Raw genomic sequence first — 13,815 nt, 5'->3', positions numbered from 1 at the left:
CTATTGTCCGGGATGCCGGATTGATGCACTTCTACCCCAGGATTTCCCTTCCGCGAGTCGGCGATTTGCCAATAACCTGGGATCTGATTGCCCGAGGCCCGGCAACTGGCAGCGCAGGCCTGCCAGCAAACGCCAAGGCCCTGGCAGGTTCGGCAGGCGGGCCCTACTTGGCCCGATGGGCCTTCCGCGGTCATCGAGTTCCGCAGTTGAAGGAGATGGAAGGCGCACTGTTCCTCCGGGATTATTGTTCAGTCTGCAGCCTTGCCCTAGGGCCGGGCATCCAACCGGTTTCTCAGCGCATCGTTTTCAGCTTCCAGGTCCAGAATGATGCCAATACCAGCCAAATTCACTCCGCGATCGGCCAGCACAGAAATCTGTTTCAGCCTTGCCAAATCTTCCTCGCGGTATCTTCGGGTACCGCCAGCGGTACGCCGCGGGGAGATCAAGCCACGTAGCTCATAGAGCCTCACTGTCTGCACGCTCACCCCCACGCTCCTAGCTGCCATGGCGATTGAATACGAAGGAATAACACTGCCAACAGCCGTAGAATTTTTTGCCACTTTTTCCCCTCAAGTTGCTTGCCTGCCCCTGAACTCCATGCTATAAAATCTACATCGCTAGACATAGATCTAGCGGAAAGTGAATTGCACCATCACAAACCGCCAAGCGAGAAAGGAATGAGTTCAGATGATGCAGACCGAGGTACTTCGCGATTTCGACCGCCTGGTACAGCGTGCTTTCAACACCCAGCTCAGCACCGAGCCAGTCCATCCGATGCCCATGGAGGCGTGGAGGGACAACGAAGGCTTCCATGCTGAATTCGACCTCCCGGGAGTCGACGCTGACCAGATCGACATGGCAGTGGAAAAGAACATCCTGACGATCCGCGCTGAACGCGCCAAGCCCGAAGGGCGGCAACACCTCACCGGCTCGGAACGCTTGTGGGGCCACTTCACCCGAGAGCTCGTGCTCGGCGACCACCTGGATACCGAAAGCATCCAGGCCACCTACGTTGATGGGGTGCTGCGCCTGGACATCGCCCTCGCCGAGAGCGCCAAGCCCCGCCGCATCCATGTCGCCGCAGCCAAGCGCACCGAGGATCCGAAAGAAATCACCAGCTAGCCCTGCAGGCTCCCTGTGAACATGTATGGAGATGATGCGCCATGCCTGACCTCACACACCCGGCGTTCCACCCGTTGGCCATTGATGACGAACTGCTTTTGGCCATGTACGAGCTCGAGCTATCCACCGCAGTCCGTCAAGGCCAACCGCCTCGGACGCGCCAATGCAGTGCGATCGACGGTGTTCCGCGACCCAGTCAGCGGTGTCCGGAAGAAACGAGCCATTCCAGGGCCAGTGAACAGACATTGGGCAGATCCAAGCCGCTCAGGGTCTACTCCCGCTCACCTCCAGCACACCGTCCCTGATGAGCGAACCTCACCAGTGGTCATTCAGGGGGTGCGCCCGAACAGCGCCGGGCGCACCCCTGATGGTACAACCAGAAAGGAGCCATGCTGTGCTTCAAAGGTGGCTGCACGTCCAGCTTGATGACGATCAGCTCGATGACCTGTTTACGTCCCTCTGCACGTACCGGGATCACTTCATTGAGCTCATCGAATCGAACGCCAGCGCGGATACCCCACAGATTCACGAGGGTACTAAATACTGGCAAGACAAAGCCCATCGGGTTCAAGGACTCATTGACCAGATCAGCGACGAGCTCTACGGAACAGGTCAAAGAAAAGGCGCCTAGAACCCGCACGCTCAGAGCGCCCCGATCGCTGAACATCGGGAACGAAGTGCTGCGGCGCGGCAAGGCTCCGCACTCCATGGGAAGCACGAAGGCCGCAATTAAAGGGGACATGCGACTACAGACGAGCCACGTGTGACCAGGTTCTGTCCTTCGAAATCCGAAGCGCACGGAATCAGCGGACCTGCCGCCAGCAGCTCAAGGAAAGGTCCGGCTCCAAGAATGGCGCTTAGCCCAAAAGCAGGCACCTGTGGCGGCAGGATCGGCTTCAGGTCTTGCGTGCGGTGGCATGTTCCCTTGGGCTAGTTGCAATACTTTCCGTCTGCAACCGGAAGGCTGTGCGCGGGCCACCGTTGCCAGTGTTTGCGAGGACCAGAATGATGGCGTTGCGAACAAGCAACAAACAGTTCTTCCCCGCTCATGAGGGCATCCAGCTCAAGCAATTTTCCCTGGTGCTTATGAATCAAAAAGCCGGGAACCTGGCACACGCACTAGCGCAAAATCTACACCACAGGGCCGATGCCGAAGGACTGCTCCGGCAGCGGCCGGACGGACTCGCATTCCCGCCTGGCCGTTGGCATTGAGCTGCCTTTTTTCTAGTAGCTGTCCGCCACCGAGAGCACCTTCAGCCCGTCGGCGACAACGCGCCCGTCGTGGATGACGGTGCGGTCGGTGCCGCGGTCCATCACGGTGGAGGCGATGCTCTCGCCGTCCACCAGCACCAGCTCGGCTCGGTCGCCCACGGCCACGCCCGGGCGGTCGGCCACCGATGCCAGGCGCGGCACCTCGTGGCTCATGATCGAGGCGCCGCCGATGGTGGCCACGGCCAGAGCGTGCTCAATCAGCTCGTCCTTGCTGAAGCCGTTGACGAAGGCCAGCTGCCAGGTCCGATCCAGCAGGTCGCAGTTGCCGTAGGGGCTCCAATAGTCGCGCTGGCCGTCTTCGCCCAGGCCGAAGCGCACCCCGGCCTCGGTGAGCTGCACCAGCGGCAGGTGGTTCGAGGTGCTCGGGGCCACCGAGGTCAACGAGATATCCAGCTCGGCAAAGGTGTCGACCAGCCGCCGGCTGGTGGCCTCGTTGACGCTGCCCAGCTCATAGGCGTGTGACAGGTTGACCTTGCCCTGCATGCCCAGCGCTCGGGTGCGCTCGGCGATCAGCTCCGCGGAGAAGACCCCCTGGGTGCCGTGCTCGTGCAGGTGGATATCCACCTCCACCTGGTACTTCTCGGCCAGGCCGAAGACCACGTCGAGGTGCCGAACCGGGTCGCGGTCAAGCTCGCAGGGGTCGATGCCGCCCATCACGTCGGCGCCGGCCTTCAGCGCGTCTTCCAGGTACCTTTCGGTGCCCGGCTCGCGCAGGATGCCGGCCTGCGGGAAGACCATGATCTGCACCTCGGCCTCGTTCGCGAACTTCTCTTTCGCCGCGACGACGGCCTCGTACTTTTCCAGCTTGGTATCCACATCCACCTGGGCGAAGGAACGCACGCGAGTGGTGCCGCGAGCGATCATCCGTTCCAGGGTGCCGGCCACGCGCTGCGTGATCCCGATTTCGGCATCGCGCCAATTCTCCCGGTCATTGCTCATCATCCCCCAGACACCTGGCCGGCCGGTGTGCTCGCGGAAGGGCAGGCCAATGCGGGTGGAGTCCAGGTGGACGTGCACGTCCGAGAAGGCCGGGATCAGGATCCGGCCGCGGCCGTCCACATCACCCGCGCCCAGCTGGCGCGATGGATCATGGGCGGTGATCGAGGCGATCTTCCCCTCCTTGACCAGGATATCGCTGCGGTCGCCGGCCCAGGGGCGGGCATTGCTGATGAGCATAGTATGGGTTCCTCTCGCTGCTGTGGTGGTGTTCTGGTTCTACTTGCGCCTAGTTTGACAGGTCCACGTCCTGGCCCAGCCCCTGCTCCACGGCCCGGTCATAGGCCAGGCGCCCGATCGCCAGATCCAGCGCGCCGAGGCCCACCGAATTGAACAGGGTGATCTCCTGCCGTTCGCTTCGGCCGGCCAGCTCGCCAGCGACCACTTGCCCCAGCTCCCCCGCGATCGCATCGGCGGCGATTACGCCTTCGGCGAGCGCCATCAGATAGTCGCCAGACTTGGCCTGGGCGGTGCCCATATGGTCGACGAAGACCCTGGATCGGGCCATGCCGATGCCATCGATCTCGCGTTCACCCGGACGCGGCCGGGCGCCGACAGCATTGATGTGCTGGCCGGGCTGGAACCATTGTCCCTGCACAATCGGTTCCACCGATGGGGTGAGCGTGCACAGCACATCGCAGGAGGCCACCACGGCTTCGGGACTCGGCGCCGCCACCACCTCCAGGCCGTGGCCGGCCACGGCCTGGCTGAATTCGGCAATACGCTGTTCGGTCCGCGACCACACCACGACCTTGGTGACGGGCAGCACGCACAGCATGGCCTCGACGTGGGCCACCGCGAGGGCGCCGGCGCCGATCAGCCCCAGCACCGTGCTGTCCGGGCGGGCCAGGTATTTCGTGGCCACCGCGGTGGCCGCGGCGGTGCGGATCCGGGTGGGGACCTTGCCATCAAGGATGGCCAGCGGGCCGCCGGTGACATGGTCGGCCAGCATGATCAGCGAACGCTGCGAGGGAAGGCCGCGCTGGGCATTGGAGGGGATATCGGCAAGAAGCTTGACGCTGGCCAGCCCCTGTGCGGAGGCCACGCTGGGCATGACGATGAAGCTCGAATCCGCGCTCGGCACTGCCATGGCTGATGGGGTCGGCTGAGCCGCGGTGCCCCTGGCCAGATCGCCGAAGATCCGATCAACGGCTTGGACCGTGGAATGCATATCGAGCACAGCCTGGAGCGTCGAGGCGTTGAGCATGAGGGTCATTGGTTGCTTCTTTCAAACAGTGTGATGCTTTCCAGATCACACTGTAGCCTATTTGGTATTCCAAAATATAGCGATCTGAGCAAGCCGTCGCAAGGCTCCCCTTAAAACTATCGAATGCATACGCCACTATAGGTATACCAAACAGCCGGGCGCATCCAGAAAACCCAGCGACCAGGGCAAAAGAAAAGGGGCCACGGGTACGGCGCAATGCCGTACCCGTGGCCCCTTCAAGGACCTGGCGCTCCTAGGAACGCTGGCCTTCGGCCTGCTGGCCGACATTCTCCCCGTGCTCGGCCACCGAATCCGGATCCGCGTCGAATTCGTCGATTTCCGGTACGCGCTTGCCGCGCACGAAGAACCAGTAGCAAGCACCGAGCGCCGCGACCCAGATGGCTCCGGTGACCAGCGCGCTGCGGGTATCGGGCACTACGCCGATCATGACGATCACGAAGACCATGAAGGCCACCGCGATGTAGCTGCCCAGTGGCCAGAAAGGAATCTGGAAGCCCGCGGAGGCCAGGCCCTTGCGCGCCAGCTCGCGCTTCATTCCGATATGGGAGAGCAGGATCATCAGCCATACCACCACCGTGGCGAAGGTGGCCAGGGCCGCGATCAGGAAGAAGATCTGGTCCTCGAACCAGATATTGAGCACCACGCCGATCAGCAGGGCCACGATCATCGACAGCGAGGTCACCCATGGCACGCCGTTGGCGGTGGTCTTGGTGAAGACCATCGGGGCCTGGCCCTGCCGGGCCATGCCGTGGATCATGCGGCCTGCGCCGAAGATATCCGCATTGATCGCCGAGAGCGCTGCGGTGATCACGATGAAGTTCAGCACGTGGGCGGCCGAGGAGAGGCCGATGCTGGAGAAGATCGAGACGAAAGGGCTTTCCTCGCCGTTGATGGTATTCCATGGCTGGATCGACATGATCACGCCCAGGGTCAGCACGTAGAAGAGCAGGATGCGCACCGGCACCGAGTTGATGGCCTCAGGAATAACCTTGCGCGGATTCTTTGCCTCGCCCGCGGTGATGCCGATGACCTCGGTGCCGCCGAAGGCGAACATCACGATGGTGAAGGACATGAGCACTCCCATCACCCCGTGCGGCATGAAGCCGTCATGGGAGAACAGGTTGGAGATGCCCGCGGCACCCTCGGACTGGTTGCCCAGGCCGAAGACGATCACCGCGATGCCACCGGCGATCATCGCGATGATCGCCACGACCTTGATCAGCGAGAACCAGAACTCCAGCTCGCCGAACACCTTCACGGAGAGCAGGTTGACCGCGGCGATGAAGAAGACCACCGCAAGGATCCAGATCCAGCGTTCGACGTTGGGGAACCAGAATCCCATATACACCCCGAAGGCCGTCACATCGGCCAGAGCCACGACGAACATCTCGAAGGTATAGGTCCATCCGGTGACAAAGCCGGCAAAGCGGCCCACGTAGCGCGTTGCGTAGGAGCCGAAGGACCCCGCTATCGGGTTGCGCACCGCCATCTCGCCCAAAGCGCGCATCACCATGAAGACCACGGCGCCGCCGATGATATAGGCCAGCAGCACCGCCGGTCCGGCCATTTGGATGGCTCCGGCGGAACCATAGAACAGCCCGGTGCCGATGGCGGATCCGAGGGCTATGAAACGGATGTGCCGGGTACTTAGGCCTCGCTTGAGGCTCTGGGCTGGTTGGCTGGTTCTCACGGATCTCCTCGAAACAACGGTCATGTGCAGCAGTCCCATTCAGGACACGCTCTCCATGTAACCGCGCTCACAGGCATGCTGTGCCGGGGAAATGGCACCGATCGTCCGGGATCCCGGACTAATCGATTGATTTTTACGGCTGCTGAGGATCCGTTGTGGAATCCGCACTGTCTTCGCGGGCCCGCTTGTCGGCCATGCTGCCGCGGCTGGTGTCCAGATGCTGCTCGGCCAAGCGCTTGACCAGCCCGACATTGCGTTCCGCGATGGCGTCATAAAGCAGCTCGTGCTCGTGCGCCATCGTCTCCAGGTCGTCGTGCTGCGCCAGCACCCAGCGCATCCGCGGGGCCAGGGAGGTCTGGAGCTCCAGCAGCAGGTCATTGCCCGCCATGCTGATAACCACCTCATGGAAGTTCGCCCCGGCGCGGCGGGCCGTGGTGAAGTCCTGTGCCGCGGCGGCCGCGATTTCCACCTCGAGCACCTCGCGCAGCTGCGCCAGTCCTTCGCGGGTATGGCGTTGCGCGGCCAGCGCAAAGGACATCGTTTCCAGCGCGCCACGCACCTCGTGCAGGTCGGCTACATCCGAGGCGGTGAATTCGCGCACCGTGGCCCAGCTGCGCGGGCGCGGCGTCACGAGCCCCTCGGCCACCAGGACGCGCAGGGCGTCGCGGATCGGCAACCGGCTGACCCCCAGATCCTCCGCAAGGTCGCGCTCGACCAGGCGGCTGCCCGGTTTGCGCACCCCGTCGATGATCTCGTTCCGAATCTGCTCGATGACGCGCACCGACTCCGGTTCGAAGTCCTTATCTGCCAAGCCATTCACCCGCTTTCCCACATGCTTTCCACTGCAATTGTCGCTTAAAGACGGCCGGCCTAGCGGGAACAGGAAATGGAGTCGCTCATAAAACCCTGCCGCGCTGCCCGTTGCTCTTGAACTGGCGTTCTGGAAGCGCCCATGAAGGCACGTGCCGCAAGCAGCTCTTGCTAGTGTGGAAGGGGCGAGTCGCCGATCGCCAAACCCTATCGAGCAAGGCTACCAACCTTTATGCAGCAGGTTTCCGCACCAAGCCGGCCAGCCGCAGCGAAGAACGCTGCGCTGCTGATTTCGCACATCCTCTCGCCTATTGTCCTGGGCACGCTCTTGCTGGCGCTCTCGCCCTTGCGCGATGCAAGCATCAGCTGGGCCGGGGCGATCGTGGCCGCCCTGTTCACCACGGTGATCCCGTGGTTGCTGCTGGTGACGGCAAAACTGCGCGGCAGGGTCACGGATTTGCATGTCACCGTGCGCCGCCAGCGCCACGGAATTTATGCGATGACTTCCGGCTTGATCCTCTGCGGCTTGCTGGTGTTATGGCTGATGGACGCCGGCGCCGGCATCTTCCGGGAGGTCCTGTGCATGTTGCTGGGACTGCTGGTGGTGGCCATCATCAACATCTGGTGGAAAGTCTCGGTGCATCTGGCTGTGGGCACGTATGCCATCTTGCAAGTTGCCGGGCAGAGCCCGCAACTGACGCCGTGGGTGCTCTTGTTCATCGCGGTACTTTCCTGGTCCCGCATTCGAAGCTTCCAGCACACCGCCACCCAGGTGTGTGGCGGTGTAGCCGTAGGCATAGCCATCCACTACGCGCATGAAGCGATGGCCCTGGTGCTGTACTAGTTACCCGGTACGCTCAGCTTTGCGGTATCCACAAGCCCGGCATACTGCCATCCGGGATTTGCCACCGGACGGCCCACCTGGCATCCGGCTTCCTGGGCAATCAACGCGCCGGCTGCCCAGTCGTACTCCTGGGTGCCGTATTCGGCGTAGGCGTCCAATGCGCCCTCGGCAACGAGGCACAGGTCCAAGGCGGCAGAGCCGATTCGGCGAACGTTGACGTAGTCTTCGAGCATGCCTTCCAAGACGCGGGCTTGGAACTGGCGGCGTTCGGCATCGTAGCCGAACCCGGTGCCAAGAATTTTTGTTGCCGACTCGACTGGTCCGGTGAGCTGGGTCAGTTTTCCGGTGCGCAGGTCGTGCTTCCATGCACCCAGGGATTTGCCCGCGAAGTACTCCACTTGCAAGGCCGGGGCAACAATAGCGGCCGCCACCCAGGTTTCGGTGCCATCTTCTTCCAGCTGGCAGGCTCCTACCGAAGAACAGTAATAGGCGATATTGCGGACGAAGTTGGTCGTTCCGTCCAAGGGATCGATGCTCCAGCGCACACCGCTGGGGTGGCTCGGCTTGGCGCTGGGGAACTCCTCGCCGGTCAATTCGTCATTGGGGCGCGAGGTCAAAATGGTGGCTCGGATGGCTTCTTCCGAGGCACGGTCAAAATCGGTGACCCAGTCCCCCGCTGCCGACTTGTCGTTGAGGTTGAATTGCGATTCGTCGCGTCGAGAAAGCACCTCGGCGCCGGCAGCAGCGGCGCGGCGCGCCACCAGTACCAGCGGGTCGTGACTGATTGACTTGTCCATGTATTAGCCTTCCGTAGGTGCGGCGAGGGCTGCCTCGCGCGCGGCGTCTGGTCCTTGTTCTAGAAGCACTCCAAAGCCGGCTTCGTCGAGCACCGGAACTCCCAGTGATTGTGCTTTGTCCAGTTTCGAGCCGGCGGCTTCGCCGGCGACCAGGAAGTCGGTCTTCTTCGACACGCTGCCGGTGGCTTTGCCGCCCCGCACGATAATTGCTTCCTTGGCGGTGTCCCGCGAATAATTTTCCAGCGTTCCGGTCACGACGATGGCAAGATTGTCCAGATTTTTCGGGATGTTCTCGTCCTGCTCATCTTTCATCTTCACGCCGGCGGCTTGCCATGCGGAGACGATCTCGCGATGCCAGCCCACCTTGAACCATTCCACCAGCGCCTCGGCAATGATGGATCCGACCGAATCGATTTCGCTCAATTCGGCCACGGCGTCGCCAGAGTCCAGGACGGCAAGCAACGCATCCATGGACCCATAGCGGGTGGCGATGGCCCGTGATGCGTTAGGGCCGACGTGGCGGATGGACAGCGCCACCAGCACGCGCCACAGCGGGTTCTCCTTGGCCTTTTCCAGCTCGTCCAGCAGCTTCAGCGTGCTGCGGGTCGGTGCAGATGGCTTTTTCGCGGTGGCCTTGGAATAGAAATACGGGACCAGCTCGAATTTTCCGGTGCCCTCGCCCTTGGCGCGCTTTTCACGCCAGACCTTGACCTCGCCCAGTTCTTCCAGCTTGTCCTTGAGATTGAACAGTTCTGCTTCGTTATGCAGGGGGCCGGGACCTGCTGGCAGGATGACGCCGCCTTGGGTCTGCGGGTCCTCGCCGGGGCCACTGGTCAATGCCGCGGCGGCTTCATAGCCCAGGGCTTCGATATCCAGCGCGCTTCGCCCGCCAAGGTATGCGACGCGTTCGGTGAGCTGCGCCGGGCAGGATTCGGCGTTGAGGCAGCGGATGTCCACATCCCCTTCCTTCGCCGGCGCCAATGGCTGCCCGCAGGATGGGCAGTGGGTGGGCATGACAAAATCGCGCAGGCCGGTGTTGCCTTCGCGCAGCGGCAAGACCGGTCCGACGATTTCCGGAATCACGTCGCCGGCCTTGCGCAGGATAATGGTGTCGCCGATTTTCACGTTTTTGGCCTTGACCACTTCCTGGTTGTGCAAGGTGGCACGGGCTACGGTGGAGCCAGCCACGAGCACCGGTTCCATCACGCCAAAGGGGGTCACACGTCCAGTGCGGCCAACCTGGACCTGGATGTCCAAGAGCTTGGTGTGGACCTCTTCAGGCGGGTACTTGTAGGCGACCGCCCAGCGTGGAACGCGGGAGGTGTAGCCCAGTTGTTCCTGGGTTGCCAGGTCATTGACCTTGATGACGATGCCGTCGATGTCGTGGATGAGGTCATGGCGTTTTTCGCCATGCTCCGAAATGTAGTCCTTGGCTTCGGCCCGGCTGCCCACGACCCTGCCGTAGGGGGACACCGGAAGGCCCCAGCCGCGCATGAGTTCATAGGCCTCGGACTGCTCGGTCATCTGGAAGTCGCGGCTTCGGCCCAGGCCGTGGACAAACATGCGCAGCGGGCGCTTGGCGGTCTGTTCGGGATCCTTTTGCCGCAGGCTGCCAGCGGCAGCATTGCGCGGGTTCGCCAAGGGCGCCTTGCCCTGGGCAATCAGCGCTTCGTTATAGGCATTAAAATCATCGGTGGCAATGAAGACTTCACCGCGCACCTCGAATTCTGCCGGCCAGCCCGAGCCGGTCAATTCCTGGGGGATGTCGCTGATGGTCAGGGCGTTGTGGGTGACGTCTTCACCGGTGGTGCCGTCTCCCCGGGTGGCGGCGCGCACCAGTTTGCCGTCGCGGTAGGTCAGGTTGAGGGCCAGGCCATCGATCTTGACCTCGCACAGCCATTTGACCGGTGTTTGCGGATGCAGGCGCTCGGCGTTGGCCTGGGCGCGTTCCAGCCACGCGTCGAGTTCTTCGAGCGAGAAAACATCTTCCAGCGAGTACATGCGGCTGGCGTGAGTGACCGAGGCGAAGGCAGCGGAGACCTCGCCACCCACCTCTTGCGTGGGTGAATCCTGCCCGGCCAGGATCGGATATTGAGCCTCGAGCAACTGCAATTCATGGAACAGCGCATCGTATTCGACGTCGGAAACCAGCGGGGCGTCATTTTGGTAGTACGCGTCGCGGTGGGTGCGGATCTGTTCGACCAGCTGTTCATAGCGGGCCTTGTCAGCTTCCGGCGGAGCATTGGTGGTCTCAACGGGGGTTACGGCATTTTCACTCACGTATCCAATTGTGCCCCACCAGCTGCCAGAATCGCAGGCTTGAAAGCTCAGTTCTCCTCTGCGTCCGGCTCCGGATTTCCGGCAGCAACGACGTCGATCACGATCACCGCGATATTGTCCCGGCCACCGGCTTCCAGGGCCGCCCCGGTCAGTACCCGCACTGCTTCGCTGCGGTCCTTGAAGTTCACCAAGATGGTCTGCAGGATGTCTTCGGTCAGCTCGCCGGATAGCCCATCGCTGCACAACAGGTAGCGGTCGCCGATGCGCGGCTGCAGCACCGTGACATCGGGCTGGCTCTCGGCACCTGCACCCAGGGCACGGGTGATCAGGTTGCGGTGAGGATGATTGCGGGCCTCGGATTCGGTGATCTGCCCGGCGTCCACCATTTCCTGGACGGCCGAGTGGTCCCGGGTCAGCTGCTGCAGGGCTCCATCGCGCAACCGGTAGCCGCGGGAATCGCCCACGTTGACGAGCAACAGGTTGGGTATCTCTTCGGCAACCACCGGCAGGGGCGCCGTGCCCGGAGCGGCCGAGTCCTGGTGGTCCTTGAGCATTTCCGGGGTGATCTTGGCGATCACGTCGGTGTTGACCTTCATGGAAAAGCTGGAGGTCCAAGGTGGCACTGCGGAGATCGGCGCGGTGACATTGTCCCGGCCCTGGTCAGGGGCCTTGATCTGCAGCAGCGCGCACAAGGTGGTGCCTCCGCGGGCTTCCAGGGCATCTCGGATCCGGTCATCGGCCAATTGGACCTGGCGCTGGACTTCGGCGACGGTGGGCAGCTTGCGTACCGAGGTCTTGTTTGCGAAGGTGCAAATTTCCTGCATGGTTTCGACCGCGAGCTGGCTGGCTACTTCCCCGGCCTCGTGCCCGCCCATTCCGTCGGCCACCGCATAAACGATGTCATGCAGCAAGATGCGGTCCTGGTTCTCGGTGCGGCGCCGTCCAACGTCGGTCATTCCGGCGGCAGCCAAGTTGAACGGCACGGGTGTCGGTTCATTATTCATTAGTCAATCACCAGTCCGGCTCCCTCGCCAGGCGAGAGTTCGTAAGGTTGGATGTCGCCAAAGCCGCGCACGGCCGTAATTTCTTGGGCGGTCAGCACAAAGCGGGCATCATTGCGCAGGGTGTTTGCGGTCAGGGCATCGGTGAGCACCGATCCGGGTTCGGCCAGCGAGGTGAGACGGGCGGCCATGTTCACGGTCGGCCCGTAGATGTCGCCGAGCCGGGACAGCACCCGGCCCCAGACCACGGCTCCCCGGGTTTGCGGGAACAGCTCGTCCTTGGCCAGTTCGCGGGAGAGCGACAAGGCAATGAGCGCGCCAGCCTGCGGGGTTTCCGCCACGTAGAGCACTTCATCGCCGATGGTCTTGACCAGGCGCCCGCCGCCAACGGAAATGATTTCCGCGCATTTTGCTTCGAAGCGCTGCACCAGCTGGGCGAGGGTTCGCTCGTTCATGCGGCGCGAGAGCGAAGTGTAGGAGACCAGATCCGCGAAGCCCACGGCTCGGGCCAAGGGCAGCGGCGTTCCACCGTCTGCCTCCGGGCTGTCCTGCTTGTAGGCGGCGACACCGGTTTCCACGCGCAGTGCCATGCGGTGCACTGCCGAGTTCAGCTGCCGGCGCCAGGAGTAGAGGAGCAAATCCTCAATCGCCGGAATGATGTCGGGCAGCATGCTGAACAGCTGGCGGCGGGCCTGGCGGTCGGACATGTTCTGGTTGGCGATCATGTCCTCGACCAGGGCCTCGATTTGCCAGACGACCATGCGGTCGGTCATCTGCCCGACCGAGCGCATCAGCGAGATCGCTGTTTCCTCGGTGAGCTTGCCTTCGCGCACCATGTCCACCATGGTGCCCAGCGCGGCTTTGTCGGCCTTGGTGAAGAACACCTCGTCATCGCCGAGTTCCGGGAAGCCGATGGCGCGCCAGAGCTTGCGGGCGGAGTGCAGGGAAATTCCGGCTTCGGCCGCTACCTCGCGGCGGCGGAACTCGCGCTGGCCGCCGATAAGCCGGTGTTCCAGCGAGGCGACGTTATCGCGCACGGCATCCGGGGTGTGGGCCGGGATGCGCAGCGGGCCCTCCATGGCCTGGGCCAGTTCGAAAATTGGATCGGACTGGTCGGGGCTGTCGGCGGCAGGATGCTGACGAGCTTCGCGGGCGGCCTGCGCGGCCGACTGCGGGGAGTCGGCCCGGGGTGGATTGTTGTGCTCGGTGCTCATGCCCCCATGCCCTCACTATTCGTCGTTTCGGTATGTGCCGCGTCCCGGCTTCCGCGCAGATTAGCCATGGCTTCCATGGCCAGCGAACGGAAAAACGGGACGGATGGAACGTGCGCGATTCGCACATATCCCTGGTTCAAGACGATATCCAAGGTTCCGGCGCGCGTCATCGCATTGTGCTGCTTAGCGTAGGCGACCAGATCGCGAACCGTAAATAATCCTACAGATTGCAGCTGTCCCTGGCTGTAGGCGGACCTGTACATGATCCGTTCGCTGGTCAGCACGATCAGGCTGCGCGTCCAGCGGATCCACGGAACGATGCTCCAGATCAGCACCAAGGCGGCCCAGAGAACCACGGCCACGACCATCCACACCTCGGCGTTGTCGGCCAGCCAATCGGAGAGGTCATCACGCGAGAGGTAGCCAATGGCGAACGTGCACAAGGCGGTGAGGATGAGAAAGGCGCTGATTGGCTGTCGCAATACTCGGGAGTGCTCACGAGTTTTGATAATCACTCGCTCCCGTTCATGTAGCGGCAACTTCATCGCTTAGGTCCTCGCC

At 62.7% G+C, this 13,815-nt stretch carries 13 protein-coding genes; 2 read left to right on the top strand and 11 right to left on the bottom strand.

Annotation, left to right across the window (positions count from 1 at the left end; genetic code table 11):
- Positions 1–266: 266 nt before the first annotated feature.
- Positions 267–506 carry a MerR family transcriptional regulator gene (locus AC6CHO_RS15555; RefSeq protein ID WP_498216313.1) on the bottom strand — a complete coding sequence of 80 codons (240 nt, stop codon included), beginning with the start codon at positions 504–506 and terminating at the stop codon, positions 267–269.
- Positions 507–687: 181 nt separating this feature from the next.
- On the opposite strand from AC6CHO_RS15555, the gene AC6CHO_RS15550 reads away from it, so the two are divergent.
- Positions 688–1,122, top strand: coding sequence for an Hsp20/alpha crystallin family protein (locus AC6CHO_RS15550; protein ID WP_498216311.1), 435 nt, complete (start codon positions 688–690; stop codon positions 1,120–1,122).
- 325 nt (positions 1,123–1,447) lie between these two features.
- Here AC6CHO_RS15550 and AC6CHO_RS15545 read toward each other — a convergent pair whose 3' ends face one another.
- The 5 genes from AC6CHO_RS15545 to AC6CHO_RS15525 all read right to left on the bottom strand — a co-directional run bounded on the left by AC6CHO_RS15545 (position 1,448) and on the right by AC6CHO_RS15525 (position 7,119).
- On the bottom strand, positions 1,448–1,864 hold the full coding sequence (locus AC6CHO_RS15545) for a hypothetical protein (RefSeq protein ID WP_498216309.1): 417 nt from the start codon (positions 1,862–1,864) through the stop codon (positions 1,448–1,450).
- Between the two features lie 482 nt (positions 1,865–2,346).
- Positions 2,347–3,570, bottom strand: coding sequence for an amidohydrolase family protein (locus AC6CHO_RS15540; protein WP_498216307.1), 1,224 nt, complete (start codon positions 3,568–3,570; stop codon positions 2,347–2,349).
- Positions 3,571–3,619: 49 nt separating this feature from the next.
- On the bottom strand, positions 3,620–4,606 hold the full coding sequence (locus AC6CHO_RS15535) for an ornithine cyclodeaminase family protein (protein WP_498216305.1): 987 nt from the start codon (positions 4,604–4,606) through the stop codon (positions 3,620–3,622).
- A 244-nt stretch (positions 4,607–4,850) separates the two neighbouring features.
- Positions 4,851–6,332, bottom strand: coding sequence for an amino acid permease (locus AC6CHO_RS15530; RefSeq protein ID WP_498216369.1), 1,482 nt, complete (start codon positions 6,330–6,332; stop codon positions 4,851–4,853).
- A 109-nt stretch (positions 6,333–6,441) separates the two neighbouring features.
- Entirely contained in the window at positions 6,442–7,119 is a 678-nt protein-coding gene (locus tag AC6CHO_RS15525; RefSeq protein ID WP_498216303.1) for a GntR family transcriptional regulator, read from the bottom strand.
- Between the two features lie 231 nt (positions 7,120–7,350).
- On the opposite strand from AC6CHO_RS15525, the gene AC6CHO_RS15520 reads away from it, so the two are divergent.
- Positions 7,351–7,962 (top strand): hypothetical protein, encoded by a 612-nt coding sequence (locus AC6CHO_RS15520; protein ID WP_498216301.1) that lies wholly within the window; start codon positions 7,351–7,353, stop codon positions 7,960–7,962.
- Here AC6CHO_RS15520 and AC6CHO_RS15515 read toward each other — a convergent pair.
- Genes AC6CHO_RS15515 through AC6CHO_RS15495 form a run of 5 tightly spaced genes read right to left on the bottom strand, consistent with a single transcriptional unit; the run spans position 7,959 to position 13,799 of the window.
- Positions 7,959–8,759, bottom strand: a complete 801-nt coding sequence (locus AC6CHO_RS15515) for an inositol monophosphatase family protein (RefSeq protein ID WP_498216300.1) — start codon at positions 8,757–8,759, stop codon at positions 7,959–7,961. The genes AC6CHO_RS15520 and AC6CHO_RS15515 overlap by 4 nt on opposite strands.
- A gap of 3 nt (positions 8,760–8,762) precedes the next feature.
- On the bottom strand, positions 8,763–11,039 hold the full coding sequence (gene ligA / locus AC6CHO_RS15510; protein WP_498216298.1) for an NAD-dependent DNA ligase LigA: 2,277 nt from the start codon (positions 11,037–11,039) through the stop codon (positions 8,763–8,765).
- 47 nt (positions 11,040–11,086) lie between these two features.
- Positions 11,087–12,043, bottom strand: a complete 957-nt coding sequence (locus AC6CHO_RS15505; RefSeq protein ID WP_498216296.1) for a PP2C family protein-serine/threonine phosphatase — start codon at positions 12,041–12,043, stop codon at positions 11,087–11,089.
- Positions 12,043–13,254 (bottom strand): adenylate/guanylate cyclase domain-containing protein, encoded by a 1,212-nt coding sequence (locus AC6CHO_RS15500; protein ID WP_498216294.1) that lies wholly within the window; start codon positions 13,252–13,254, stop codon positions 12,043–12,045. The genes AC6CHO_RS15505 and AC6CHO_RS15500 overlap by 1 nt, the downstream gene beginning before the upstream one ends.
- On the bottom strand, positions 13,251–13,799 hold the full coding sequence (locus AC6CHO_RS15495; RefSeq protein ID WP_498216292.1) for a hypothetical protein: 549 nt from the start codon (positions 13,797–13,799) through the stop codon (positions 13,251–13,253). Before AC6CHO_RS15495 ends, AC6CHO_RS15500 begins: the two co-directional genes overlap by 4 nt.
- Between the last annotated feature and the right edge of the window lie 16 nt (positions 13,800–13,815).

The organism is Glutamicibacter sp. GQ173 (assembly GCF_059759215.1).
This window is presented reverse-complemented; position numbering and strand designations above follow the sequence as displayed.

Excerpts from the sequence above, each read along its gene's own strand:
- AC6CHO_RS15535 (WP_498216305.1), bottom strand. The coding sequence starts at position 4,606 with ATGACCCTCATGCTCAACGCCTCGACGCTCCAGGCTGTGCTCGATATG.
- AC6CHO_RS15495 (WP_498216292.1), bottom strand. The coding sequence starts at position 13,799 with ATGAAGTTGCCGCTACATGAACGGGAGCGAGTGATTATCAAAACTCGT.
- AC6CHO_RS15540 (WP_498216307.1), bottom strand. The coding sequence starts at position 3,570 with ATGCTCATCAGCAATGCCCGCCCCTGGGCCGGCGACCGCAGCGATATC.
- AC6CHO_RS15550 (WP_498216311.1), top strand. The coding sequence starts at position 688 with ATGATGCAGACCGAGGTACTTCGCGATTTCGACCGCCTGGTACAGCGT.
- AC6CHO_RS15530 (WP_498216369.1), bottom strand. The coding sequence starts at position 6,332 with ATGACCGTTGTTTCGAGGAGATCCGTGAGAACCAGCCAACCAGCCCAG.
- AC6CHO_RS15515 (WP_498216300.1), bottom strand. The coding sequence starts at position 8,759 with ATGGACAAGTCAATCAGTCACGACCCGCTGGTACTGGTGGCGCGCCGC.
- AC6CHO_RS15505 (WP_498216296.1), bottom strand. The coding sequence starts at position 12,043 with ATGAATAATGAACCGACACCCGTGCCGTTCAACTTGGCTGCCGCCGGA.
- AC6CHO_RS15555 (WP_498216313.1), bottom strand. The coding sequence starts at position 506 with ATGGCAGCTAGGAGCGTGGGGGTGAGCGTGCAGACAGTGAGGCTCTAT.
- AC6CHO_RS15500 (WP_498216294.1), bottom strand. The coding sequence starts at position 13,254 with ATGAGCACCGAGCACAACAATCCACCCCGGGCCGACTCCCCGCAGTCG.
- AC6CHO_RS15520 (WP_498216301.1), top strand. The coding sequence starts at position 7,351 with ATGCAGCAGGTTTCCGCACCAAGCCGGCCAGCCGCAGCGAAGAACGCT.
- AC6CHO_RS15545 (WP_498216309.1), bottom strand. The coding sequence starts at position 1,864 with ATGTCCCCTTTAATTGCGGCCTTCGTGCTTCCCATGGAGTGCGGAGCC.